General features: G+C 36.6%; 25 protein-coding genes and 2 tRNA genes. 14 read left to right on the forward strand and 13 right to left on the reverse strand.

Annotated features, from left to right (window positions below; all coding sequences use genetic code 11):
• Positions 1-132 precede the first annotated feature (132 nt).
• From ACAM30_RS06140 to ACAM30_RS06155, 4 genes are all read right to left on the reverse strand, one after another.
• Positions 133-2,403 (reverse strand): cation:proton antiporter, encoded by a 2,271-nt coding sequence (locus tag ACAM30_RS06140; protein WP_369617677.1) that lies wholly within the window; start codon positions 2,401-2,403, stop codon positions 133-135.
• A 312-nt stretch (positions 2,404-2,715) separates the two neighbouring features.
• Positions 2,716-3,435, reverse strand: coding sequence for a LytR/AlgR family response regulator transcription factor (locus ACAM30_RS06145; protein ID WP_369617678.1), 720 nt, complete (start codon positions 3,433-3,435; stop codon positions 2,716-2,718).
• The gene (locus ACAM30_RS06150) at positions 3,398-4,156 is read right to left on the reverse strand and encodes a sensor histidine kinase (RefSeq protein ID WP_369617679.1); all 759 of its coding nucleotides are present in this window, start codon (positions 4,154-4,156) and stop codon (positions 3,398-3,400) included. The genes ACAM30_RS06145 and ACAM30_RS06150 overlap by 38 nt, the downstream gene beginning before the upstream one ends.
• A 38-nt stretch (positions 4,157-4,194) precedes the next feature.
• Positions 4,195-4,524, reverse strand: coding sequence for a multidrug efflux SMR transporter (locus ACAM30_RS06155; protein ID WP_369617680.1), 330 nt, complete (start codon positions 4,522-4,524; stop codon positions 4,195-4,197).
• A 178-nt stretch (positions 4,525-4,702) separates the two neighbouring features.
• On the opposite strand from ACAM30_RS06155, the gene ACAM30_RS06160 reads away from it, so the two are divergent.
• The 3 genes from ACAM30_RS06160 (at position 4,703) to rpoN (ending at position 10,468) form a co-directional block, all read left to right on the forward strand.
• Positions 4,703-7,069, forward strand: coding sequence for an RND family transporter (locus ACAM30_RS06160; RefSeq protein WP_369617681.1), 2,367 nt, complete (start codon positions 4,703-4,705; stop codon positions 7,067-7,069).
• Positions 7,070-7,418: 349 nt separating this feature from the next.
• Positions 7,419-8,867, forward strand: a complete 1,449-nt coding sequence (gene asnS, locus ACAM30_RS06165) for an asparagine--tRNA ligase (RefSeq protein WP_369617682.1) — start codon at positions 7,419-7,421, stop codon at positions 8,865-8,867.
• Positions 8,868-9,007: 140 nt separating this feature from the next.
• Positions 9,008-10,468: an RNA polymerase factor sigma-54 gene (gene rpoN, locus ACAM30_RS06170; RefSeq protein ID WP_369617683.1), complete on the forward strand. Its 1,461-nt coding sequence runs from the start codon at positions 9,008-9,010 to the stop codon at positions 10,466-10,468.
• Between the two features lie 276 nt (positions 10,469-10,744).
• Here the strand turns inward: rpoN and ACAM30_RS06175 are convergent, their stop codons facing one another.
• On the reverse strand, positions 10,745-11,173 hold the full coding sequence (locus tag ACAM30_RS06175) for a hypothetical protein (RefSeq protein ID WP_369617684.1): 429 nt from the start codon (positions 11,171-11,173) through the stop codon (positions 10,745-10,747).
• Positions 11,174-11,205: 32 nt separating this feature from the next.
• Entirely contained in the window at positions 11,206-11,796 is a 591-nt protein-coding gene (locus ACAM30_RS06180) for a thymidine kinase (protein WP_017496250.1), read from the reverse strand.
• Positions 11,797-12,032: 236 nt separating this feature from the next.
• Here ACAM30_RS06180 and ACAM30_RS06185 point away from each other — a divergent pair, with 236 nt between their 5' ends.
• From ACAM30_RS06185 to ACAM30_RS06215, 7 genes are all read left to right on the forward strand, one after another.
• Positions 12,033-13,163: a hypothetical protein gene (locus tag ACAM30_RS06185; protein ID WP_369617685.1), complete on the forward strand. Its 1,131-nt coding sequence runs from the start codon at positions 12,033-12,035 to the stop codon at positions 13,161-13,163.
• 127 nt (positions 13,164-13,290) lie between these two features.
• Positions 13,291-14,010 (forward strand): 16S rRNA (cytidine(1402)-2'-O)-methyltransferase, encoded by a 720-nt coding sequence (gene rsmI, locus ACAM30_RS06190; protein WP_369617686.1) that lies wholly within the window; start codon positions 13,291-13,293, stop codon positions 14,008-14,010.
• 134 nt (positions 14,011-14,144) lie between these two features.
• Positions 14,145-14,489: a HopJ type III effector protein gene (locus ACAM30_RS06195; RefSeq protein WP_369617687.1), complete on the forward strand. Its 345-nt coding sequence runs from the start codon at positions 14,145-14,147 to the stop codon at positions 14,487-14,489.
• Between the two features lie 81 nt (positions 14,490-14,570).
• The gene (gene recJ / locus ACAM30_RS06200; protein WP_369617688.1) at positions 14,571-16,274 is read left to right on the forward strand and encodes a single-stranded-DNA-specific exonuclease RecJ; all 1,704 of its coding nucleotides are present in this window, start codon (positions 14,571-14,573) and stop codon (positions 16,272-16,274) included.
• On the forward strand, positions 16,261-17,544 hold the full coding sequence (locus tag ACAM30_RS06205; protein ID WP_369617689.1) for an MFS transporter: 1,284 nt from the start codon (positions 16,261-16,263) through the stop codon (positions 17,542-17,544). The genes recJ and ACAM30_RS06205 overlap by 14 nt, the downstream gene beginning before the upstream one ends.
• A complete protein-coding gene (locus tag ACAM30_RS06210; RefSeq protein WP_369617690.1) occupies positions 17,545-18,126 on the forward strand; it encodes a hypothetical protein in 582 nt (193 codons plus the stop codon).
• 143 nt (positions 18,127-18,269) lie between these two features.
• A complete protein-coding gene (locus tag ACAM30_RS06215; protein WP_017496256.1) occupies positions 18,270-18,626 on the forward strand; it encodes a hypothetical protein in 357 nt (118 codons plus the stop codon).
• 42 nt (positions 18,627-18,668) lie between these two features.
• Here ACAM30_RS06215 and ACAM30_RS06220 read toward each other — a convergent pair whose 3' ends face one another.
• The 4 genes from ACAM30_RS06220 to ACAM30_RS06235 form a co-directional block, all read right to left on the reverse strand.
• A complete protein-coding gene (locus ACAM30_RS06220; RefSeq protein WP_369617691.1) occupies positions 18,669-19,412 on the reverse strand; it encodes a UDP-2,3-diacylglucosamine diphosphatase in 744 nt (247 codons plus the stop codon).
• Positions 19,413-19,505: 93 nt separating this feature from the next.
• Positions 19,506-19,958, reverse strand: a complete 453-nt coding sequence (locus ACAM30_RS06225; protein WP_369617692.1) for a 6-pyruvoyl tetrahydropterin synthase family protein — start codon at positions 19,956-19,958, stop codon at positions 19,506-19,508.
• 31 nt (positions 19,959-19,989) lie between these two features.
• Positions 19,990-20,166 (reverse strand): hypothetical protein, encoded by a 177-nt coding sequence (locus ACAM30_RS06230; protein WP_369617693.1) that lies wholly within the window; start codon positions 20,164-20,166, stop codon positions 19,990-19,992.
• Between the two features lie 125 nt (positions 20,167-20,291).
• On the reverse strand, positions 20,292-21,056 hold the full coding sequence (locus ACAM30_RS06235; protein WP_369617694.1) for an enoyl-CoA hydratase/isomerase family protein: 765 nt from the start codon (positions 21,054-21,056) through the stop codon (positions 20,292-20,294).
• 105 nt (positions 21,057-21,161) lie between these two features.
• On the opposite strand from ACAM30_RS06235, the gene ACAM30_RS06240 reads away from it, so the two are divergent.
• The 3 genes from ACAM30_RS06240 (at position 21,162) to ACAM30_RS06250 (ending at position 21,634) form a co-directional block, all read left to right on the forward strand.
• Positions 21,162-21,236, forward strand: a tRNA-Ser gene (locus ACAM30_RS06240).
• A gap of 15 nt (positions 21,237-21,251) precedes the next feature.
• Positions 21,252-21,325 (forward strand) — tRNA-Ala (locus tag ACAM30_RS06245).
• 60 nt (positions 21,326-21,385) lie between these two features.
• Positions 21,386-21,634 (forward strand): GIY-YIG nuclease family protein, encoded by a 249-nt coding sequence (locus ACAM30_RS06250; protein ID WP_369617695.1) that lies wholly within the window; start codon positions 21,386-21,388, stop codon positions 21,632-21,634.
• A 108-nt stretch (positions 21,635-21,742) separates the two neighbouring features.
• Here ACAM30_RS06250 and ACAM30_RS06255 read toward each other — a convergent pair whose 3' ends face one another.
• Positions 21,743-21,919 (reverse strand): hypothetical protein, encoded by a 177-nt coding sequence (locus ACAM30_RS06255; RefSeq protein ID WP_369617696.1) that lies wholly within the window; start codon positions 21,917-21,919, stop codon positions 21,743-21,745.
• A gap of 268 nt (positions 21,920-22,187) precedes the next feature.
• Between ACAM30_RS06255 and ACAM30_RS06260 the strand changes: the two genes are divergently transcribed.
• Complete coding sequence (locus ACAM30_RS06260; RefSeq protein ID WP_369617697.1) at positions 22,188-22,568, forward strand: hypothetical protein; 381 nt, start codon at positions 22,188-22,190, stop codon at positions 22,566-22,568.
• A gap of 154 nt (positions 22,569-22,722) precedes the next feature.
• Here the strand turns inward: ACAM30_RS06260 and ACAM30_RS06265 are convergent, their stop codons facing one another.
• Both ACAM30_RS06265 and mtgA read right to left on the reverse strand, forming a co-directional pair.
• Positions 22,723-23,679 (reverse strand): lipid A deacylase LpxR family protein, encoded by a 957-nt coding sequence (locus ACAM30_RS06265; protein ID WP_369617698.1) that lies wholly within the window; start codon positions 23,677-23,679, stop codon positions 22,723-22,725.
• A complete protein-coding gene (mtgA, locus tag ACAM30_RS06270; RefSeq protein WP_369617699.1) occupies positions 23,669-24,439 on the reverse strand; it encodes a monofunctional biosynthetic peptidoglycan transglycosylase in 771 nt (256 codons plus the stop codon). Before mtgA ends, ACAM30_RS06265 begins: the two co-directional genes overlap by 11 nt.
• Positions 24,440-24,470: the final 31 nt, after the last annotated feature.

Raw genomic sequence — 24,470 nt, forward strand, 5'->3', positions numbered from 1 at the left:
AATTCCAAATTCCAAATGGAGACTTAGTTTTGTTTCAGCAGAAAGGAAAACCACAAAGAAATAAGAAAGCAAAAAATCCCAAACTCCAACAAAATTGGAATTTGGGATTTAAATTATTGGATTTTAATTCCTTTATGGTTTTAAGATCAATACCGAAGGTGTATTGTTCAGCCAGGTACTTTGAGATTCGATTAACTTTTTCCAGCTGTCTAAACTGATAATCATTAAATTTTGAGTCTCTAAAAACTCTTTCTTAATCGTTCGATCGTGCATGATCATAATGTGATTTGGTGCAATCTGTTCGATAGAACGAATTGTTTCCTGAATATCTCTGGTGCTTTTTACTTCTCCGCTGGCATCCAGCACGGTAATCTGAGAGCCGTTGTTGTTGATTAGCTTTTTGGCATAATCAATTAAGAAAGCATCTTCCTTACTAAAAACCGGCATGAAAACCTGGTTGATCTCTTCCAGATCCTTATCGATAAAAATTCCCACCGGCATTTTGCTTTTTGCAATAATATGACGTGTTCTTTCATCAAAAGGAGAATTTTCAAACAAACCTTCTTTTCCTGTGAACTTATCGATTAAACGATCCGGATTTACGATTCTGGTTGTGAATCCAAGAATTTTACCCAACAGGGTTCCTTCAAAAATAGACTGTCCTAATCCAACCAGTAATAAATCATACTCTCCCTGATTTGCGGTATCAATAATATCGGTATCAATATCGTTTGTTACTTTAAAAACACTAACCATATTCTGATTCAGACGTTCTGATTCTTCGACCACCGGCAACAACATTTTGCGCTCGTGGTCTTTTACATCAAACGAATGTATTTCGGTACTTAACGACAAATGCATGGCAGTCACAACCGAATTATCGGCTTGTTTTTTAACCAGACTGTTAGCCAGTTTAAGCAGTTTTTTCCCTTTTTCAGGCGTTGCAAAAGAAAGCAGAATTTTATACTTGCTTTTATTGCCAATTTCCTGCGGAATGGCGGTTACCTTATCTTTAAATATAAAATCTATTAAATCAAGTGCCGGGCCGGTCATAAACGTAGTTACCAAAGCCATAATCACCATCATGGTAAAAATTTCTGTCGACAGCACTCCTAAGTCATAACCAATGTTTAAAACTACAAGTTCCATCAAACCACGGGTATTCATTAAAGCTCCGATCGCTAAACTGTCTTTCCAGCTTTGTCCGACAAATTTTGCAGCAAAAGCACTTCCGAAGAACTTTCCGGCTACGGCTACCCCGATAATTACGGCAGTTACTTTCCACAAATACGGATCGTTCAATAAACCAATTTGTGTACGCAAACCGGTAAATACAAAGAACAATGGCAATAAAACGATGATCGCAACATCCTCTACTTTTTCGATAAAAATATTTCTAAAGGTATTGTTTTCAGGCATAATGGCTCCGGCTAAAAAAGCACCAAACAAAGCGTGAATTCCGATAAGTTCAGCAGCATAAGCAGAGAAAAGTAATGTCAGAAAAAAGATGGCAACTACAGGCTTGTTCAAACTCTCACGTGTTGAATTCAAGTCACCTACACGTTTTAAAAACGGACGAACTATTTTCAGCATGATAATTACATACAAAATAGCCAATCCAATTACATACAAAGCGCTTGTAAATGAACCTGCTTTTACAATAGCAATTACTACAGCCAAAAGGCACCATGCGGTAATATCATCGGCAGCAGCACAAGTAATGGCAATGGTTCCTAGTCTTGTTTTTTGCATTCCGCGTTCCTGCACTATACGCGCAAGAACCGGAAATGCCGTAATACTCATCGCAATTCCCATAAACAGTCCGAAAGAGGCAAACTCAACCCCTACCGGCGCAAAAGTATGGTAGATAAAATAAGCTAATGAAAGACCCAGGGCAAAAGGGATTACAATACTTGCGTGACTTATAACTACAGCATCATGTGCTTTATTTTTCAAAACTTTCAAATCCAATTCCATCCCAATCACGAACATGAAAAGAATCAAACCAATCTGACTTAAAAATTGCAGGTTCCCTAAAGATTCTTTTGGGAATAAAGCGGCAGAAAATTCAGGAAAATACATTCCGACCAAAGAAGGTCCTAAAACAATTCCGGCTATCATTTCTCCAATTACAGAAGGCTGTCCTATTTTTCTAAAAAACCACCCAAACAAACGTGCTACTAAAATAATAGTCACGATCTGTGCTAATAAAATTGCCAGAGGGTGCTGTAGATTTTCTATCATCGAGTGAAGAAAATCGTTCCAATGATTACTTTCTATTTTTTTATGAACGACTCCGCGTCCGGCCTCAAGTGAAACCCCTTTAGCAATTACCCAGTAGATCAGACCTGTAAAACCGCCAATAACCGTAATGTAAAACAAGGAGTTTTTAAGATTATTCATAACTCGTTTTTTTGATTTATTGCTGCAAATATCAACACTCCAATTGTAGTGCAAAAGTAAATTTACCGCTAATTTTCAATCCATGTAACAAGTCCGAAAAACTTTGTAATAACTTATTTATTTCACAATAACCAATTGGAATTGTGGGCAAAGTCAAAAGCTTGTGTAACTAAAAAGGGGGGGGCTTCGACTCCGCTCAGCCTGACATGACTTTGCTCAGCCTGACTTCGACTTCGCTCAGTCTGACATCACTTCGCTTAGTCTGACGTGGCTTCGCTCAGCTTGATTGCACCTCTGCATTAGCTAATAGTTTTATAGTTTCACTCTTTTCAAAAACTCGGCACGATAGGTTTCACTTAGAATCAATGCACTGTTTTTACCCTCTTTTTCCTGGTGGTGCAAAACAATTTCATTGTGATTAAAAAACTTTATCGCCTTTACTGCTACGATTTCCTTTTTATTGACACGACAAAAATCGGCTTCGGGAAGTTCCTGCAAAAGGGTATCGAATTTCACATTTTTTAAGTTCAGCAAACTGCCGTCAGTAAGAAGTACGGTTTTATCACGACTGTCACCAACCGCCGTTTTGATGTACAGAATCTGATTGAAGTAAAGTAATGTTTTGCCTTTGTCTGTATTTAACTGAATGAACTTTTTTGCTGCATCAGGTTTATCGAAACGCTCCAGGGCTTTCGAAATCGCTTTTTGCAAACGTTCAAGCTTTACCGGTTTGGTAATGTAATCTACCGCATCGATATTAAAAGCTTCGGCAGCATATTCTTTATAGGCGGTACAAAAGATAACCAGCTTATTGTCCAGCATTTCTGCCAGATGTAAACCATCAATACCCGGCATTTCGATATCCGATATTAACAGATCAAAATCGAGATTCGGTATTTCGGCTAGGAGTTTTTCGGGATTGTTGAATGTTTTTACAATTTCCAATTCAGGAACCTGTTCACAAAGCATTTTCAGATACGTTAAGCCCGGCAGCTCATCGTCCAGCAGCAAGCATTTCAGTTTTGTATTCAAGTAAATCTATTTTTAGATGAGCAATATAAACGTCATTTTCGACAAACCGTTCGAGTTTGAAGTTATTTTTATAAATAATTCTTAATCGATGCTCTAAAGTCGCATGACCAAAACCGCTTCGTTCTTTTTTTAAGACTTTTTTATTTGATATTTTATTCGAAACTGTCATAAAAAAAGCATTGTCTCTAAACTCAAAAACTACCGAGATAAAGGCATCAGCACTCTGCAAATCAGCATGCTTGAACGCGTTTTCGATTAAGTCAATCGAAATTAACGGTGCCAATAAAGGCTGTTCGTATAATTTATCTTCTTTATTGATGTTGGTTTTAATTTTCAATTCAAAAAGCGGACTGATTTTGATTTTATTAATTTCAATTAAATTCAATGCAAAGTCAATTTCCTCCCGGGCAGTAACAAATTTCTTTTTGCTCTCATACAGAATATAGTCCAATACGTTGGCCAGTTTATCTAAAGCAAAATACGTTTGATAGGCATGAGATTGTATCGAATTTAAAATATTCTTAAACAAATGCGGATTCAGTTTAGACTCTAAAGTTTCTAACTGTAGGTCGTTGACTTTCATTTCGAGTGCATAGAAACTTTTCTCCGCATCATCTTTTGCTTTTTTGAACTGCATTAGTTGATACATCAAAAAACAGATGATGACGATCAGCAATAAAAGAATCGCCAGAAAAATAAAAGTGATGGTATTGTCTTGCATTGTTTATGTAAAGTTTAAATTTCTTTTACCTGCATCCATTAATGACTGGAAACAAATTTCAACCCGATAATCGAAGCAATTAAAGTGGAAAGAAAAAATATTCTCCAGAAAGTAGCGGGTTCCTTAAAAATTAAGATTCCAACCAGAACAGTTCCAACTGCTCCAATTCCGGTCCAAACTGCGTATGCTGTTCCAATGGGCAGCACCTGCGTGGCTTTATACAGCAAAAACATGCTGATAGAAAGACAAACAAAGAATCCAATCATCCAATAAGTTGAAACAACTCCTGTCGTTTCTTTGGCTTTGCCCAGACAAGAGGCAAATGCAACTTCAAAAAGTCCTGCGATAATCAATAAAATCCAATTCATTTTCTACGCCTTTTTAAATGAGATACAAATATGAGAAAAGCTAACGTAGAATGCTACAAAATATCCCATTTTTAGACTTTACGAACATTCCAATTGTGTTAACAAACCGTAAAAACCAAGCCGAAAATTTATGATTTCGAGCACTTTTCACTACATTTGCATCCATTTTACAAATTTTATGAAAAACGCTGCACAAGTTGGATTTTGGGAAAAATTGGCCCGAATCATACTTAAAAATAGAATTTCTATACTCGTTGGGGTCGCTGCCCTGACAATTTTCCTTGGTTACCAATGGAAAAACCTTTCCATGACTTATACCGAAGCAAACTTGCTTCCTAAAAATCATATTGCAAACAAAGACTATCAAAAATTTCTGGATAAATTTGGTGAAGAAGGAAACCTTATTGTGATTGGTTTTCAGGATAAAAAATTCTTCACACCAAAAAATTTCGCCGCCTGGAATGAGCTGATGACGGGTCTTAAGAAATCGAAAGAAGTAGATTTAGTAGTTTCTCTAAACGATTTAAAGAAACTCGAAAAAGATACAGTAAACGAAAAATTTGTTCTGGCTCCATTTATTGATCAAAGCAAAGCAGCAGATCCTGAATATTTAAAAAAGGCGCAATATGACTTGTTTCATAATTTACCTTTTTACGAAGGATTGCTTTACAACAAAGAAAGCGGCAGCATTCGTTCGGCCATTTACATGAACAAAGCGCTTGTAAATACTGCTGAAAGAAAAACATTCATTCTGGAAAATCTGGTTCCTAAAATTGATAAATTCGAAAAAACCACGGGAATCGACTTGCGCGTTTCCGGAATGCCTTACATCAGAACGATCAATGCCGACAATATGAAAGGCGAAATCGGGCTTTTTATTGGTGCGGCTTTATTAACGGTTTCCTTGATTTTCTTTTTCTTCTTTCGTTCGTACAGAGCCACCTTCATCTCTATTTGTATTTTGATTGTTGGAGTAATCTGGTCTTTCGGAACTTTAGGCTTGTTTCATTATAAAATCACGATTCTAACGGCGATCATCCCGCCATTAATTATTGTAATCGGAATTACGAACTGTATTTTCCTGATCAATAAATACCAACAGGAAATTAAACTTCATAACAATCAGGCAAAGGCTTTACAGCGTATCATTTCGAAAATTGGAGTTTCGACCCTAATGACAAACCTGACGACTGCGATAGGTTTTGCGACCTTCATGATTACCGGAAATGATTTGCTTTTTGAATTTGGTCTTGTGACTTCTATCAATGTAATCTCTGTGTATTTACTGACGCTTTTAATTGTACCGATCATTTACAGTTTTATGTCGGTTCCGGGCGAAAAACATTTGTATCACCTCACCAAAACATACATTTCAACCTTATTGAATTTTGTTGAAAATGTGGTAAAAAATAAACGAAAAGTAATTTATATCATTTACGGTTTATTGTTAGCCTTCAGCGTTATTGGAGTTACTCAAATGAAAGTTTCAGGAAGTTTAATTGGTGAAATGCCAAAAAGCGCCTCTTTCTTTAAAGATATTATCTTCTACGAAAAAGAATTCAATGGTGTAATGCCGCTTGAGATTATGATTGATACCAAGAAGAAAAAGGGTGTCATGAAAGCCTCTACTATCCGCAAAATGGATGAATTACAAAACACCATTATAGAAATGCCCGAATTAGCGAAACCGGTTTCTATAGTGAACCTGGTGAAGTATTCGAAACAGGCTTTTTACAACGGAAATCCGGAATATTATCAATTGCCAACATCGCAGGAACAAACTTTTATTTTGTCGTATGCTAAAAATGCAACGAAAAACAGCAAAGAAAACCTGATGAAAGCTTACGTAGATTCGACTGGACAATATGCCCGAATCACCACTTTTATGAAAGACATTGGTACGGATGAAATGGCAAAAGTGGAAAAAGAACTGCATAAGAAAATTGACGAGATTTTCCCGAAAGACCGTTATGAAGTTACCGTAACCGGAAAGGCATTGGTATTTCAAAAAGGAACCTCTTATCTGGTTGACAATCTAATTGAATCTTTAATTTTCGCGATACTTGTAATTGCTGTATTGATGCTTTACTTGTTCCGATCGTTCAAAATGGTTTTTGCATCGGTAATTACGAATATTTTACCGCTTTGTATCACCTCGGGACTGATGGGATATTTTGGCATTCCATTAAAACCTTCAACGATATTAGTATTTAGTATTGCATTCGGAATCTCGGTAGACAATGCGATTCAGTTTATGGCGAAGTACCATCATGATTTGTTGCAGAATAACGGAAAGGTAAAAAAATCAGTTTTCAGTGCTTTAAGAGAAACCGGAATCAGTACTTTTTACACTTCGGTGGTTTTAATTTTAGGATTTGCCACTTTCACGCTTTCCAGTTTTAGCGGAACCATTGCATTAGGAGGATTAATTTCCTGTACATTAGCGTTTGCCATGTTTGCAAATCTATTAGTTTTACCTGCTTTGGTATTGACTTTTGAGAAGAAAAAAGCTAAGAAAGAGGATTTGGAGAATTTGGGAGGATAAACACCAATTTCACTAATTATCACAGATTGATAACTTAGACTTTTATGACGGATTAAAACACAATATTGTCATTTCGACGAAGGAGAAATCCTCACGAGAAACTCGACAAAGATTGACGAATTTCTTTGCGAAATCACTGGTGTGATTCCTCGTTCCTCGGAATGACAAAAAAATTGCTTCTCTTGAAATCGAGAGCACTAGCCCCGATCGAAGCGGCATCCTTTCTATTTTTCCTTTAAAAACAGAAAGATATAGCGAAGAGCGGGAATCAGCTTCAAAAATTAATTATTATCGATTATATTTGCAGTTGTTCAAAATGAATATTACTTAATATCAATTATATATAAAAATGAAACACACAAAAGTTAGAGACTTATTAAACAGTACGACGACGTTACAGGAAGTGAATGCAAAAGGATGGGTGAGAGCTTTTAGAAATAATCAGTTCATCGCGCTTAATGACGGTTCTACCATTAATAATATACAATGTGTTGTTGATTTTGAAAATACACCTGATGAAACTCTAAAAAGAATCACTACCGGTGCTGCTATTTCTGTAATCGGTACTTTGATCGAAAGTAAAGGTGCGGGTCAGAAATACGAAATTCAGGTAAACAAACTGGAAATCTTAGGAGATTCGGATGCGGAGAAATTCCCAATACAGCCAAAAAACAAACCTAGTTTAGACTTCTTGCGCGAAAATGCACATTTACGTGTACGTACCAATATGTTTGGTGCTATCATGCGTGTGCGTTCGGTATTGTCTTATGCTGTTCATAAATATTTTCAGGACAAAGGTTTCGTTTACGTAAATACTCCAATTATTACCGGTTCTGATGCAGAAGGTGCAGGAGAAATGTTTAAAGTTACCGCTTTGCCTTTTGACAATACCCCAAGAACAGAAGACGGAAAAGTAAACTACAAAGAAGATTTTTTCGAAAAAGAAACGAACTTAACGGTTTCCGGACAATTAGAAGGTGAAACCTACGCAATGGCTTTAGGTCAGGTTTATACTTTTGGACCAACTTTTAGAGCCGAAAATTCAAATACTTCCCGTCACCTTGCAGAATTCTGGATGATCGAGCCGGAAGTCGCTTTCAATAATCTGGATGACAACATGGATCTTGCTGAAGATTTTATTCAGTATGTTATTAAATATGCTTTAGACCATTGTCAGGATGATTTGAAATTTTTAGAAGGAAGACTTTTAGACGAAGAAAAATCAAAACCTCAGGCAGAAAGAAGCGAAATGGCTTTGTTAGAGAAACTAAACTTTGTTTTAGAGAACAACTTCAAACGTGTTTCTTATACTGAAGCAATTGACATTTTAAGAGATTCAACTCCAAATAAAAAGAAAAAATTCCAGTATATCATTAACGAATGGGGAGCTGATTTACAATCAGAACACGAGCGTTATTTAGTAGAGAAACACTTTAAATGTCCGGTAATTTTATTTGATTACCCTGCAAACATTAAAGCGTTCTACATGCGTCTGAATGACAATACGGAGCCTGGAAAAGAAACCGTTCGTGCCATGGATATTCTTTTCCCTGGAATTGGAGAAATCGTTGGCGGTTCTGAAAGAGAAGAGCGTTACGACGTTTTGGTTGAAAAAATGAAAGCCTTAGAAATTGACGAAGAAGAATTATCATGGTATTTAGACACCAGAAGATTCGGATCGGCAACTCACGCAGGTTTCGGACTTGGATTTGAGCGTCTGGTATTGTTTGTAACCGGAATGACAAACATCCGCGACGTGATTCCTTTCCCGAGAACTCCAGGAAATGCAGAGTTTTAAAAAAAGGCACTAAGGTACTGAGATACTAAGGTTCTAAGCTTTTTTTAAATATCATAAAATTTGTTTCAGGTTTCAGGTTTTAAGTTGTCGATTGTTCCTCAACATTGAAACCTGAAACTTGAAACTTTTAACAAAAACAAATGCTAAAGCAATTTTTAAATCTAAAATTATCCCAAAAATTATCTCCACAGCAAATTCAGCTGATGAAGTTAATTCAATTGCCTACGCAAGCTTTTGAGCAACGTTTATTGGAAGAAATGAACGAGAATCCGGCCCTCGAAGCCGGTAAAGAAGACGAATACGAAGCCGATGAATTTGCCAATGAAGACTACGACGATTACGATGATGCTGAATCAGACCGAATCGAAGCAGACGACATTAACATTGACGAATACCTAAGCGACGACGATACACCTGATTACAAAACTCAGATGAACAATTACAGTGAAGACGAAGAACGCGAAACTCCTTTTGCTTCGCCAATTAGTTTCCATCAGGACTTAATCAATCAGCTGAATACTTTTATTCTAAACGATGAAGAACGCGAAATCGCTGAATTCCTTGTTGGAAGTATTGATGATATGGGTTACATCCGCAGAAGTGTTCCGGATATTGTAGACGATATGGCTTTTACCCAGGGAATTTACACCGATGAGAAAATGGTCGAAAAAATGCTTCATGTCATTCATGAACTCGAACCTTCGGGAGTTGGAGCACGTGATTTACAGGAATGTCTGTTACTGCAGTTAAAGCACAAAACTCCGACCGAATATATTGATTTAGCGATTGATATTATCGAGAATCAGTTTGATGCTTTCACCAAGAAACATTATGACAAACTATTACAGAAATACGGTGTTTCGAACGAACAGCTTAAAAAAGCCATTCACGAAATTGAAAGACTGAATCCAAAGCCGGGAGGCTCTTACACAGGAAACAATAAAGTAACAGAGAACGTTGTTCCCGATTTTGCCATCAGAATCGTTGACGGAGAACTGGAACTTACCTTAAACGGACGAAACGCTCCTTCTCTGCACGTTTCTAAAGATTATCAGGAAATGATGCAGACGTATAAAGATTCCCGCGATAAATCATCGGCACAGAAAGACGCTGTTCAGTTTATCAAACAAAAGCTGGATTCAGCCAAATGGTTTATCGATGCTATCAGACAGCGTCAGGAAACCCTTTTTGTTACCATGAACGCTATCATGCATTATCAGGAAGAATACTTTCTGGACGGTGACGAAACCAAACTAAAGCCAATGATCTTAAAAGACATTGCAGATATGGTTGGTTTGGATATTTCGACGATCTCCCGTGTAGCCAACAGTAAATATGTTGAAACACCATACGGCACAAAACTAATTAAAGAGTTTTTCTCTGAGGCCATGAAAAATGATCAGGGAGAAGATGTTTCTACTTTAGAAATTAAAAAAATCCTTCAAAATACTATTGAAGAAGAAGATAAAAAGAAACCTTTACCGGACGATCAACTGGCAGAAATCCTGAAAGAAAAAGGATACCCGATTGCCCGAAGAACTATTGCAAAATACCGCGAACAATTAGACATTCCGGTAGCAAGAATGAGAAAGAAGATTTAAGTTTTTAATCTTTTTACAAGAAGAAAAAAATATTCTATTAAACAAACCTAACAGCTTTTTAAACACTGTTAGGTTTTTTTATACCTCAAAAACAACAACCCCGACAGGTTTTTGTTTTATAACTGTTTTTATCAAATTTATCGTTCTGTCAGGCTGAGCGAAGTCGAAGCTTTGCGCATAGGGCTTCAACTTCGCTCAGCCTGACAGTCGTTTTCGAAAAAAACAAACCCGACAGATTTCAAAAACCTGTCGGGTTTGTTTTTTAAACCGTTTCAATTATTTATACTGACTTGGCGTTATCGTAATCTGAAACAAATAATTTTCTTTTTTGTCATCGTAATTATAGATCAGGGTAAAATCATTATCCCGAAAAGCTTTAAGCCCCGGATTTGCTTTAACCGTACTTAAGAGACTTTCTTCTATATTTCGCTTAATTACTTCAATTTCGGCAGTTTCTTTTTCAACATTCAACAAAGTCAGATTGTATTGAACCACTTTATCTTTAGGCAGCGTAACGTTATCCAAACGAATTCCCTCCTGAATGTTCAAAGGGCAATTATCATTGTATTTTGCAACCAATTCAATCATTGCTTTATCTGTCACCGGCTCTTTAAAAGAATAATACACAATCAAAGCCAGCAATAATGCTGCAATTACAGATACTATTAAAATGGTTGAATTCTTTTTTTTAGTTAGTTGCTGCATCTGTTTGTTTGTTTTGTTAAGAATAGAAAATTTTATTTATCCTGAATCTTTTTCATGGCATTAAAATAGGCTGCACGGCTTAATGGCTCATACTCTTCAGTCTCCCCAAGCATCACTAACTTATCATTATCCGTTTTACGAAAACTGTAGTTGGCAAGATTTCCTGTACGGGTGCAAACTGCATGAACTTTAGTGACATATTCGGCGGTTGCCATAAGTCCCGGCATGGGTCCAAAAGGATTTCCTTTAAAATCCATATCAAGTCCCGCAACTATCACACGAATTCCCTGATTGGCCAGGTCATTGCATACTGTCACTATCTCATCATCAAAAAATTGTGCTTCATCAATACCGATCACATCACAACCTTGTGCTAAAATAGAGATATTGGCAGCCGCCGGAACCGGAGTAGAACGAATTTCATTGGCATCGTGAGACACCACCATTTCGTCATGATAGCGGGTATCAATAGCGGGTTTAAAGATTTCAACTCTTTGTTTAGCAAATTGGGCGCGCTTTAATCTGCGGATTAATTCCTCGGTTTTACCCGAAAACATTGACCCACAAATAACTTCAATCCAACCAAATTGTTCTTTGTGATTTACTGTATTTTCGAGAAACATTTTGTATTTTTCTACCTTTAAAAATGAATAGTTTTTATTACTTTGTACTGGTAATAAATCGACGTGAAAAATTGCGATTTTACACTTTTTCAAAAGTAGAAAATTTTTATCAAATCGAAGATTCGCAAACGCGTATTAACAGAAATAAAAAAATATCTTTCAGATTTCGGCGACGAATAAAGACATTCAAATACAAAATATACTAAAATACCCTATTCACTATAATTTCAACAGTTATGAAAAAAAAATTGGAAGCCGATTTAATCAGCATTGCTCATCGAATTTTAAAGCTTAAAAACAAATCCGATATCAATCAATTGTATCTTGAAACGCAGAAATTATATGAAAAACTAGCGGTTTTAAAATTTGTAGACGAGAATTTCGACACTCTGAAGCCTACAATTGGCCACAGCGAAATCCATTCTGAAATTGAAGCTATCTTTGAAAAAGAAGAAGTAATTCCAACAGAAGTTCAGGCTGAAACTCCAATAATCGTTGAAGAAATAGCAGCTGAAGAAACTTTAGAGCCCGTAATTGCTGAAGAAATTACTGCTGAGTCTGCAGAAGAAACAGATCCGGATCCTGAAACTCCTGAAGAAGCAATTGGAGAACCCTCGGAAGATATAAATCCCGAGCCTGAGATTTTTGAAGAGATAGCAACGGAAATTCCTGAAGAAACAACTGCTGAACCAATTATTGAAACGATTACTGAACCGGTAGCGGAAATCACCGAGGAACCAATTGTTGAAGAAGCTGAAGAACCAATTTCAGAAACGGCAAAAGAACCGGAAACTATAGCAGAACTTTCGTTTACAACTGTTAGTGATGCCAAACCGATTCCTGATTTTATTCCGGCTTTTGAACTGGATAAATCAGAAGAGGTACAGGAAAAAAAGAAATCAGAAGAAGAACCGAAAGCAAAAAACCCGTCAAAACCGGAGCCTGTTCACATTTCTTTTGAAGAGATATTAGGTGTAAATTACGCCGATACCCATTTTGTAAAAGTAGACAGTTTCGAAGCTGTTTCTCCTACTCCAACGCCGTCAATCAATGATTTCAAAGAGCAAAAAGCAGTTGAAACAACTGTATTAGAAACTCGTGCTGAACCTAAAGCCACCACTCTAAATGAAAAACTGGCAAAAGGTTTCCACATTGATTTAAACGACCGAATTGCCTTCACTAAAAATCTTTTCGGAAACAGTTCGGAAGATTACAGCCGCGTTTTAAACCAGTTACTGACTTTTGATACTTACGGTGAAGCAAAGGAATTTATTGAGGATATGGTAAAACCGGATTACAACAACTGGGATGGAAAAGATGATTATGCAGAACGTTTCTTAGGAATTATAGAAAAGAAATTTTCATAAAAAGTAAAACACAAATTACACGAATTAGCACAAATTTTTTCTTTCTGAAATTTTTAAAGACACTTAAAATTAGTGTCAATTAGTGTAATTCGTGTTCTAATAACTCAAGTTAGAATTCACAAAAATTATGTCTAAACTATATATCGTTCCCACGCCAATTGGCAATCTTGAAGACATGACTTTTCGTGCCATCCGGATTCTGAAAGAAGTCGATTTAATTTTGGCTGAAGACACCAGAACCAGTGGAAAACTGTTGAAGCATTTTGAGATTGGCACACACATGCACAGCCATCACATGCACAACGAGCACAAAACAACCGAAAATTTAATTGCACGTCTGAAAGCGGGTGAAAACATAGCCCTGATTTCAGACGCAGGAACTCCTGCCATTTCAGATCCCGGTTTTTTACTCACACGTGCCTGTGTTGAGAATAAAATTGAAGTGGAGTGCCTTCCCGGAGCTACCGCTTTTGTCCCGGCCTTAGTCAATAGCGGATTACCGAATGACAAATTTGTCTTTGAAGGTTTTTTACCTGATAAAAAAGGACGTCAGACTCGCTTTCTGACTTTAGCCGAGGAGACCAGAACCATGATTTTATATGTTTCACCGCATAAACTGGTCAAAACTTTAGCTGAATTCGTTCAATATTTTGGAGAAGACCGACAAGTTTGCGTCTCCAGAGAATTATCGAAACTGCATGAAGAAAACGTACGCGGAACGGCTAAGGAAGTTTTAACACATTTTGAAAAAACAGCACCACGCGGCGAGATTGTAGTAGTCGTTGCGGGAAAAACAATAGAGAAAGAAACGAAGAAAAGTAAATATTCTAAAGACGAAGAAGCATAAAAACCCGTTCTCGACTCCACTCGAACTGACACTCGACTTCGCACGAACTGATGCTTGACTTCATTCAAACTGGCGTTCGACTTAGCCCGAACGTACAACAAAATTATACATCATATTAGCAAAGCATAAACATCATGAACATACAAGCCTTTATAGAAAAAGTAAAACAAACTCCAAACGAAATAACATTCCCGGAAACCATTGCAGTAATTGAAGAAAACTACAACTTCACTCCAACAGCTTTCCAAAACGGAACACAACATAATGCTGCCGGAGAAAATTCCGGTTCCTGCAAATTATTCTCTTTCGCAAAACTGCAAAACTTAACTAAAGACGAAACTTTGGCCTGTTTTGGAGCATTCTATTTTGATGAAGTTTTGGGCGATCCCAACGGAACTAACCATCAAAACATCAGAAACTTCATCAATTTAGGCTGGGACGGAATTCAGTTTGAAGGAAATGCTTTAGAGCAAAAATAACTATCTAATATTTTTGATTAACGATTTTTGATTTCAGAAATCAGCAATCTAAAATCATTAATCTAAAATCTAAAATCAACCATGCGTTGGACCATAAAACCAAAACCTTCCGAAGAAAAAATCAAACATTTAGCGCAAGCCTTAAATGTAGAAGATTTTGTCGCAACACTTTTAATTCAGCGTGGCATAGAGACTTTTGATCAGGCAAAGGATTTCTTTCGTCCTCAATTAGAACAGCTTCACGACCCATTTTTGATGAAAGACATGGATAAAGCGGTTTCAAGAATAGAACTGGCGATTAAAAATCAGGAAAATATTTTGGTTTTTGGCGATTATGATGTCGATGGAACAACGGCTGTATCTTTGGTCTCTTCTTATTTAAAATCGCATTATCCCAATATTGCGACGTACATTCCGGATCGTTATGATGAGGGTTACGGAATTTCTTTTAAAGGAATTGACTTTGCCGATGACAACGGATTTTCATTAATCATTGCTCTCGACTGTGGTATAAAATCGATTGATCATATCGCTTACGCAAAAGAAAGGAATATTGATTTTATCATCTGCGATCACCACAGACCCGGAGATTCTCTTCCGGAGGCTGTTGCCATTCTAGATCCAAAAAGAGACGATTGTTCTTATCCTTATGATGAATTATGCGGCTGCGGTGTTGGTTTTAAACTGATTCAGGCTTTAGGAACAAACCGAAACGAAACCATTCAGGATCTCGTTCCCTACCTGGATTTAGTTGCAACGGCAATTGCTGCAGATATTGTACCCATAACGGGTGAAAACAGAATCCTGGCTTTTTATGGTTTACAGGTAATCAATTCTGACCCAAGACCCGGAATTAAGGCTTTGGTACATCAGGTAAAAAAGAAAACGCTGGACATAACCGATGTTGTTTTTATTATTTCTCCGCGAATCAATGCGGCAGGAAGAATCAAACACGGCAATCATGCTGTTGAACTACTCACCGAGTTTAATTTTGAACAAGCACAGCAATTTGCCTCAGAAATTGAACAATACAACGCAGATAGAAAAGATCTGGACAAAAAGATCACAAAAGAAGCTTTTCAGCAAATTGCAGAAAACAATGAACAAGACCGATTTTCAACCGTTGTTTTTCAGGAAGACTGGCACAAAGGTGTGATCGGAATTGTGGCTTCAAGGTTAATCGAGACTTACTATCGTCCTACTTTGGTTTTTACCAAAAGCGGGGACAAATATGCTGCATCGGCAAGATCCGTAAAAGGTTTTGACGTTTACAATGCGCTTGATGCCTGCTCTGAACATCTGGAACAATTTGGAGGACACATGTATGCCGCAGGAATGACTCTAAAAGCCGAAAATTATAAAACATTCAAAGAAGCCTTTGAAACACAAGTTTCTGCAACCATACTTCCGGAAATGCGAACTCCGGAAATAGAAATTGACGCCGAAATAAATTTCAGCGACATCACTCCAAAACTAATCCGTATCCTAAAACAATTTGAGCCTTTTGGCCCACAGAACATGACACCGGTTTTTATGACTTCGGATATAAAAGACACGGGATATGCCAAAACTTTAGGTGCCGAAGAGGAACATTTGAGGCTTTTTGTAAAACAGAATAATTCAGATGGAATTGCTGCGATAGGCTTTGGACTTGGAAAAAAATTAGACCTCGCAAAAAATCAAAATTCATTTCAGCTGGCTTATTCTTTGGCTGAAAATGAATGGAACGGAACCGTTTCGAACCAACTTATGCTTAAAGATATCAGAACAAATGGAAAAAAATAATTCAAACAAACCTGATCCGTATCAGGCATTACGTTACAGAGAATTCAACGTATTTTTAATATTGCGTTTCGCGATGGTTTTTGCCTGGGCAATGCAGTTTATTGTAATTGAGTGGGAAGTTTACAGCATTACTAAAAATCCGCTATCGCTTGGAATTATTGGTTTAATGGAAGTTATACCGGCTGTTTCAATGGCTTTATTTGCCGGACACATTGTCGATCAGAGAGAAAAGAAAGGATTGTTGGTAAAATGTATTCTGGGCTTTTCAGTAATCAGTTTTGGATTATTTCTGGTAACCTGGCCAAGAGTTGTTAGCGGTTTATCTTCAGATGTAATTTTATATTCTATTTATATCTTAGTCTTTTTGGGCGGATTAGTCAGAGCTTTCCTTGGGCCGACTATTTTTTCTCTTTTATCCTTGATAATTCCTAAAAAGGCATATCCCAATGCCGCAACCTGGAGTAGTACGGTTTGGCAGATTGGCGCTGTATTAGGTCCTGCCGTTGCCGGTTTTTCAATCAATTGGATCGGGGTTCACTGGTCGATGTGTCTTGTTTTCGGATTCTCTGTCCTTTCCTTAATTGCCTTATCGCAAATCAGTAAAAAACCTATCATAAATCCGAAAATTGGAGAATCAATAAAAGACAGTCTTACCGAAGGTTTAACGTTTGTATTCCGAAACCAAATTGTACTAGGAGCTTTGTCTCTGGATATGATTGCAGTACTTTTTGGAGGTGCCGTAGCTTTATTGCCTGTTTTTGCTCAGGATATTCTAAAAGTGGGCTCAGAAGGATTTGGTATCCTAAGAGCCGCTCCGGCTGTAGGCTCTTTTATAACAATGCTCGTTTCGGCTTACGTACCTCTCTATAAAAACGCAGGAAAAAAACTTTTGACTGCCATATTTATTTTCGGATTATCGATCATTTTATTTGGCTTTTCTACCTATTTCTGGCTCTCTGTTTTTGCTTTATTCCTAAGCGGACTTGCCGATGGAATTTCGGTCGTAATCCGTCAGACTATTTTACAGCTTAAAACTCCGGATCATATGCGCGGACGCGTGGGTGCAGTAAACTCTATTTTTGTTGGATCTTCTAACGAGCTGGGAGCCTTTGAGAGTGGCGCAACTGCCAAATTAATGGGAACTGTTACTTCAGTCATTTTTGGAGGTAGTGTCACACTTCTAACTGTTTTAGGTTTTGGACTAATCTCTCCTACTTTTAGAAATCTGGATCTTCAAAAAGACATGGACGATCATCATAATATGGAGTAAATGAGCAAATTTGAAAGGATCTTTTTAAGAATTCATGTAACAACATTAATCATACTTATAATAAATGTATTAATTAATTTTATATTTGAATTTAGCTTAATTAACAATTTACGTCTAATTCTTAAAGTTCTGTTCTATATTTCGGCTTGCCCCCTATTCTTTTATTATGCTAAGCCATTTAAAAAAAGAGCTTTATATTTTTCATTCTATGTCTTTTCGCCCATTTTTATTTTTATAAGCTGGTTAATCGATGGAATTTTTGGTGCTATGTTATCATCCATTTTTCTTCTTTTCTTTCTTCCAAATGATACTCGATTTGAAAATGATCAAATACAAATCAATAAAAAAATTGAAGGTTTACTAGGTTCATGCTGCAAATATGAAGTAATTGAAAAAAAGTTTTTTGTCTTCGAAAGGAATGTTGCTGAATTTCAATTTGAAAAAAATCTTTATTTTAGAAAAAATGACATCATAATTCAAGATAACATTTTACAAATGCATCTAATGTTAAAAGATTATGACTCTCGGAAAGATCAATACATCGCAAAGGACACTGTTATCTATACTACTTTAAAAAAGTAAATTTAGATTTAATGAAACAACAGACTAACTAAAACTTCAAACGCAAATAAACTTACGACAATTATTTTTTTCAAATTTTAAGCCTTTTTTATTTAGAACAAATATAAATAATATCTATATTTGTTGAAATAAAAGAATCTGTAATGAGAGAAATAGAACAATTATATCATAATAATTTTGGAATTGCCTTTTACTGGAAAAAGGAAAACGAAACCATCACTGACAAGGTACAATTGGTTTTTAAAGAAACCGGATTTTACTTCACGGTTCAGGAACTGAATTATTTTTGTGATTTAATTGAGGACAGTATGATTGAAAATGCTTGTTGTGAAGCTTGCGAACTGAAAAACTCCTGTCATAAATTCCTGCTCAAAACTCCATGCGCTGCAATAGATTTGGCGGTTTCTATCAAAGAATTAAAATCAATCAAAGATTTAGTTGAAGGTTCTTTATTCAGAATCGAACTGGATGAATATGTTTACGGAGTTGGTTTAAACTAAAAAAACACTCCAAATCATTCGTTTATAACAAAAACAAAGTGGTTATTTCTCGAATTTTTTAAGCTCGAAATTTTCGCCGTCAAAGACTCCATAGGTAAAATAACCAATCCAGTCTCCCAGATTCACATAATTAGAATCTTCTCCAACCGGAAGAACCATTGGTAAATGGCGGTGGCCGAAAATAAAATAATTGTAATGTTTGGTTTCCAGTTTTCGTTTGGCGTATAAAACCAGCCATTCGTTTTCTTCTCCCAGGAATTTTACATCTTCGGCTCCTGAAATCAATTTGTTTTTAACGGATAGATACTGTGCCAGACTTACGCCCACATCAGGATGAAGCCAGCGAAAGAGCCATTTTGAAAACGGGTTTGTAAAAACCTTTTTCATACGTTTATAGCCTTTATCACCCGGTCCTTTTCCGTCACCGTGACCAATTAAAAAGGTCTTTCCGTTAAAAGTAAACTCCTTGTTGTCATGATATACTGGGATGTTCAACTCGGTTTCAAAATAATCATCCATCCATAAATCATGATTTCCCACGAAAAAATAGACAGGAATACCGCTGTCACGAATTTCAGCCAGCTTGCCTAAAATACGAACAAAACCTTTTGGTACAACGGTTTTATATTCGAACCAAAAATCAAACAAATCCCCCAGTAAAAAAATAGCTTCTGCATCTTCTTTCACCTCATCCAGCCAGGCTACAAATTTCTTTTCACGTGGCAAACTCAACTCTGGCGTTGGTGCTCCGAAGTGCTGATCTGAAGCAAAATATACTTTTTTCATTTATTTATTTATTGTGAGATGTGAAATGTTATTTGTGAAATGTGAAACGCTAATTTTTCGACATTTTACATCTCACAACTTACTTTTTACAATTTACAAATTATCTGAAGCGTACCATTCGGCAAACGAAGATTCGGTTTCCTGTAGTTTAAGCGAAAAAAGAGAAATCTCTTTGGGCAAACGGGCAATAATTCTGTCTGCAAAATCAACAACCATGTTTTCACTTGTAGGCTGATAATCCACCAAGATTACATGATGACCGCGATTCTTTAATTCATTTGCCAATTCAACGTGTGGCGTTGTTTGATTAAAAACCGTCGCATGATCAAACTGATCGACGATTTCTTCTTTTACAATTTTCTTTAGATCCGAAAAATCAATTACCATCCCGAATTTCACATTCGACCGGTCCGTAATTGGCGAACCAATAACTGTTACCGATAATTTATAACTGTGTCCGTGAACGTTCTTGCATTTCCCGTCGTAACCGTATAAAGCATGTCCGGTTTCAAAACTAAATTGTTTTGTAATTCTGATATTACTCATCGATTTGAATTTTAGGTTGCAAATTTACAAATTAATAACCGTTCTCGTCTCTTTTTTTGGCTCTGTTATACATCCAATATGCAATTCCGACTAAAACAACGAAAGGAATAAAGGATCCGATCACCACTCCTATCTGATAACTGCTATCCGGAGCAGTCTTAATTTTCTCTGCAACATCAACTTGCTGCAACAATGAAATAATCCTCATCTTGATTTATTTTTATGTTTCACTAAAAAAACATTTCAAATTTATGCACGTCTGGCACTGCATCCAATGACAAATATCATAATCGAAAATCTCTGAAAGGAATCAGATAAAAATTTAGGATTCCACTATTTCTTAAACTGCTCTAAAGCATTTCTCGTAAAGTCCGACAAAACTAATTTTCCTGTTATGGATGCACGCTCGATAAGTAAAGATTCCCAGTGTTCGGTTCCCTCCCAAATAATTTTCTTCATTTCGAACAAAGCATCAGGATTATACAAACTTAACTGTTGAGCAAAATCTGCTACCGCCACATCTAAGTTTTCAGCATTATGAATCTCTGTGAACAGTTTATTTTCTAATGCCCATGCCGCCGATTTCCATGCATGTGCCGCTAAGGTCATTTCTGTCATTGCGGCTTTTCCAATCTTACGCGAGACCGCAGGTTCAATCACAAACGGACCAATTCCGATGGCCAGTTCCGACAGTTTCACGGCACTTTCAGGAGTAGCAAAAACATAATCACAAGCCGAAATAATTCCCACACCGCCACCAACTGCTTTTCCCTGAACACGAGCCACAATAATTTTAGAACAATTTCGCATTGCATTCAACAAATGAGCGAAACCGGAGAAAAAATGTGCTCCCTGCTCTTCATTTTTCACCGCTAACAACTCGTCAAAAGAAGCTCCTGAGCAAAAAACTTTAGTTCCTAAACTTTGCAAAACAATAACCGAAACGGCTTCATTCTGACTTAGAGTATTAATTTCTGAAGTTAAACGATCTAATAATTGTCTTGGAAAAGAATTGCTGGCCGGATGTCCAAATTCAACCGTTGCAACAGCATTATGATAAGTAGTCTGTAAAGAACCTTCAAGTTTTTCTGCACTCATAAAAATAAATTTGATCGTAAAGTTACGGTTTTGAAAAATATTTTCATCGGAAGTGATTTGAAATTTGCTTTTTGAAAATTAATTGACTTTATTTGCTATCGCTTTGGGGGATTAGCTCATTTGGCTAGAGCGTCCCGATGAGAAATCGGGAAGGTGATAGTTCAAATCTAATATTCTTCACAAAACAAAACACACGGGGGATTAGCTCATTTGGCTAGAGCGCTACGCTGGCAGCGTAGAGGTGATCGGTTCGAATCCGATATTCTCCACTACTAATTTCACTAAAAAATACCCAAACGTCTGTTTGGGTATTTTTGTTTACAGCCATTATGATCTACACTTATATCATATACTCAAAAGCGCTTGACAAATATTATATCGGTTCCTGTCAGGATGTTGAAAAACGGCTTCAGGATCATTTAAACAGTAGAAGTAATTACACAAAAGTTGCCAAAGATTGGAAACTAAAATACTATGAAACTTTTCCAACCAGAAGTGAAGCCTGCAAAAGAGAATTACAAATCAAGAAAATGAAAAGTCGAAAATATATTGAAACTCTAATTGAAACAAAAGGCTAGAGTATCCCGATGCATCGGGAAGGTGACCGGTCCGAATCCGGTATTCTCCACAAAAAAACCGTATTACTTCATTGGAATACGGTTTTTTTTCGTTTCAAAGAAAACTTCTTATTGTTCATTTGCAGAATCTTCGGCATCTACTCTGTCTTTTTTAGCCTTTTTAAAATCATTATTTAAGAGATCCGTCAGTTTCTTTTTCTCCTTTTGATTCTTTCTGACTGTAAATACGACCACGATGATTACAACGAGCACTACGGCTCCTATTACTATCCAATTGATTTCCATAACTTTAATTTTGAGTTAAAAATAAAAATTTAGAAGTTTTACAACATTACCAAAAAGTTAAACCTTAACTTAAAAATCCAGAATCGAAAAATTGCTCACAAAAGAACAATCTTCTTACAATTCAATCTCTTAAGTTAGAAAGATTTATTTTAATATTTTCATAAAAACCGGAGCTAAACCCATAAATATAAGTTAAACCCTCCTGAAGAATAGAGATCAAAACTGATTTTTACTAGATTTGGTGCTTACCACTTTAAACGCCAAAAAAATGAAGAATTTAATTTTACTCCTAAGCTTAGTTTTACTTACCTCTTGTTCGTCAAACGACGAAGACACCCAAGGTGTTTTCTATTCTCCTTCCTGGATACAAGGAAGCTGGAAAGATAATACAACAGGTGCGATCCTTACTTTTACCAAAAATGATATCAAATACAATTCCAACGGAAGTGTTTATTCTTTCAGTAAAAATCAAATTAGAACCGGATCCAATAAATTTATCCCCCAGCAAATAGCCAAAACTGATAATCTGTATATTGTAGATTTTGGTCAGCCCCTTGAAGGATCATTAATCCGATTTAACTTTTTCAAAAAGAGTGACAACACAATAGAGTCAAAAGGTCATTTACCCGGGAATTATACCCGATTATAGTTAACCATACTTTTATCACGTATTTTTTATAACAATCAGAATAAAAGTCATCATCCTGGTCTGGATATTACACAGAGATCCACAAAAGTACACACAAAGATTCACAAAGTCCTTAAAACACATTTAAATCATTAAAAATCGAAATTACGAAAGCCTACTTCAACAAATACCCAAATCGAATTGACCCATAAAAATATCCCGAATTGGTATTGGTATTCGGGTCGTTTAATTCTCGGCCTCGGTACATAAAAGTGTACGACATGTTGAAGTTATTGTGTCGGTATTTCAAACCTGCCTCGGCATTGAAACGAAGGGGTTCCAAATCAAACGTTAGTGGACTGGTATTACTAAACATACTGCCTTCGATCGTAGCATCGTAAAACTGGTAATTGATACTTGGCATCGCATAAAAGTAAAACTCACGAATATTATATTGAGGTGTATTGCTTACCGAAGCATCGTGTAAATTGGAAGCATAAACCGGGAGCAGTTTTTTAAAACCAATTCTGGTCAATAAACCTGTTGAAACACCCGTGAAGATTGTCCCTACATTGGCTTCTGACTGAAAATGGAGATCGACAAAATCATTATGCTTTGCCGGGAATAATTTCTTCGAATACATTACATGCGCCTGAATGGCGAATGCGTTGTGCAGCTGATTTTCCCAGCCATAAACCGTTTTGTACCCAATAAGATGATGGAAACTTTCCTGAGTTTCTCTTCCAAGTGCATTAGGTCCCATAAAACCCAACTGAAAATCGACCTTTAAAACCGATTCACTTTTATAGAAAAAACTTCGTCCTGCTTCGGCAAAAAGATAACCTGTAAAAGGACGGTCGTTGATTGTAACGGCCTCTTTGTTTATAAATCTCGGATTATAGATATACTGCCCAATGCGAAACTCGGTGATTTTCTTACTGGTTTTTTCGTTATTGTTCTTCGACAAAAAACGATAAAAAAGCTCCAGACCATTGGTATAGTACATATCGTTTTTAGACGAAGTGTATAAATCGTTATCTGTAATTAAACCTATTTCTGTCGTTTTTGCCTGTCCAAAACTCAAAACCGTCGTCAATAACAAGAATCCGAGAAAACTTTTTTTATTCTGCATTGTAATTTATTTTCCCAACCGAGCGCATTTCACGAACAATTCGTTCTTTTCTTCGGTTGATATAACTGGAAGATCCTGTTGCTTTAAATTTTCTTGGGTTGGGCAAAATGGCTGCAATTCCGGCTGCCTGCATTGGTGTTAAACTCGAAGCATCACGACGGTACCAATGTTCGGTAGCGGCATAAGCGCCGTACACTCCATCTCCCATTTCGATACTGTTCAGGTAAACCTCCATAATACGTTCTTTACCCCAAATGAGTTCAATTAAAACAGTGAAATACGCTTCTAAGCCTTTACGGAAATAACTTTTCCCCTGCCATAAAAACACATTTTTGGCTGTTTGCTGCGAGATGGTACTTCCACCACGAATACGACGTCCGCGTTCATTGCTTTTATAGGCTTTTTGAAGTGCTTTAAAATCGAACCCATTATGCTTTAGAAAAGTTCCGTCTTCACTGGCAATAACCGCTTTTTGCAAATTCATTGAGATTTTATCGATCGGCTCCCAGTCATGATCAAAATAGACTTCTTTACCGGCCATTTTATTTTCGATTGCGCGAATGATCATCAAAGGTGTAAAAGGTACTGGCACATATTTAAAGAACACGACAGACGCAATCGAGATTCCGAAGAACCATAAAAATAATTTGATAAAAAACCACTTTACTTTTTCACCAAAGGAGCGATTACTTTTCTTTGGTGCCGGTTTTGGTTTACTGGCGGTTGTTTTTTTTGGTGCCGGTTTTTTGGGTGCTGCCATTATATAAAATCTGTTAATCTAAAATGTAATG

The sequence above is a fragment of the Flavobacterium sp. CFS9 genome, assembly GCF_041154745.1.
GTDB lineage: Bacteria > Bacteroidota > Bacteroidia > Flavobacteriales > Flavobacteriaceae > Flavobacterium.

Bases quoted from the DNA above. Each gene is read 5' to 3' on its own strand.
- ACAM30_RS06140 (WP_369617677.1), bottom strand. From the start codon at position 2,403: ATGAATAATCTTAAAAACTCCTTGTTTTACATTACGGTTATTGGCGGT.
- ACAM30_RS06150 (WP_369617679.1), bottom strand. From the start codon at position 4,156: ATGCAAGACAATACCATCACTTTTATTTTTCTGGCGATTCTTTTATTG.
- ACAM30_RS06155 (WP_369617680.1), bottom strand. From the start codon at position 4,524: ATGAATTGGATTTTATTGATTATCGCAGGACTTTTTGAAGTTGCATTT.
- ACAM30_RS06160 (WP_369617681.1), top strand. From the start codon at position 4,703: ATGAAAAACGCTGCACAAGTTGGATTTTGGGAAAAATTGGCCCGAATC.
- asnS (WP_369617682.1), top strand. From the start codon at position 7,419: ATGAAACACACAAAAGTTAGAGACTTATTAAACAGTACGACGACGTTA.
- rpoN (WP_369617683.1), top strand. From the start codon at position 9,008: ATGCTAAAGCAATTTTTAAATCTAAAATTATCCCAAAAATTATCTCCA.
- ACAM30_RS06175 (WP_369617684.1), bottom strand. From the start codon at position 11,173: ATGCAGCAACTAACTAAAAAAAAGAATTCAACCATTTTAATAGTATCT.
- ACAM30_RS06180 (WP_017496250.1), bottom strand. From the start codon at position 11,796: ATGTTTCTCGAAAATACAGTAAATCACAAAGAACAATTTGGTTGGATT.
- ACAM30_RS06185 (WP_369617685.1), top strand. From the start codon at position 12,033: ATGAAAAAAAAATTGGAAGCCGATTTAATCAGCATTGCTCATCGAATT.
- rsmI (WP_369617686.1), top strand. From the start codon at position 13,291: ATGTCTAAACTATATATCGTTCCCACGCCAATTGGCAATCTTGAAGAC.
- ACAM30_RS06195 (WP_369617687.1), top strand. From the start codon at position 14,145: ATGAACATACAAGCCTTTATAGAAAAAGTAAAACAAACTCCAAACGAA.
- recJ (WP_369617688.1), top strand. From the start codon at position 14,571: ATGCGTTGGACCATAAAACCAAAACCTTCCGAAGAAAAAATCAAACAT.
- ACAM30_RS06205 (WP_369617689.1), top strand. From the start codon at position 16,261: ATGGAAAAAAATAATTCAAACAAACCTGATCCGTATCAGGCATTACGT.
- ACAM30_RS06210 (WP_369617690.1), top strand. From the start codon at position 17,545: ATGAGCAAATTTGAAAGGATCTTTTTAAGAATTCATGTAACAACATTA.
- ACAM30_RS06215 (WP_017496256.1), top strand. From the start codon at position 18,270: ATGAGAGAAATAGAACAATTATATCATAATAATTTTGGAATTGCCTTT.
- ACAM30_RS06220 (WP_369617691.1), bottom strand. From the start codon at position 19,412: ATGAAAAAAGTATATTTTGCTTCAGATCAGCACTTCGGAGCACCAACG.
- ACAM30_RS06225 (WP_369617692.1), bottom strand. From the start codon at position 19,958: ATGAGTAATATCAGAATTACAAAACAATTTAGTTTTGAAACCGGACAT.
- ACAM30_RS06230 (WP_369617693.1), bottom strand. From the start codon at position 20,166: ATGAGGATTATTTCATTGTTGCAGCAAGTTGATGTTGCAGAGAAAATT.
- ACAM30_RS06235 (WP_369617694.1), bottom strand. From the start codon at position 21,056: ATGAGTGCAGAAAAACTTGAAGGTTCTTTACAGACTACTTATCATAAT.
- ACAM30_RS06250 (WP_369617695.1), top strand. From the start codon at position 21,386: ATGATCTACACTTATATCATATACTCAAAAGCGCTTGACAAATATTAT.
- ACAM30_RS06255 (WP_369617696.1), bottom strand. From the start codon at position 21,919: ATGGAAATCAATTGGATAGTAATAGGAGCCGTAGTGCTCGTTGTAATC.
- ACAM30_RS06260 (WP_369617697.1), top strand. From the start codon at position 22,188: ATGAAGAATTTAATTTTACTCCTAAGCTTAGTTTTACTTACCTCTTGT.
- ACAM30_RS06265 (WP_369617698.1), bottom strand. From the start codon at position 23,679: ATGCAGAATAAAAAAAGTTTTCTCGGATTCTTGTTATTGACGACGGTT.
- mtgA (WP_369617699.1), bottom strand. From the start codon at position 24,439: ATGGCAGCACCCAAAAAACCGGCACCAAAAAAAACAACCGCCAGTAAA.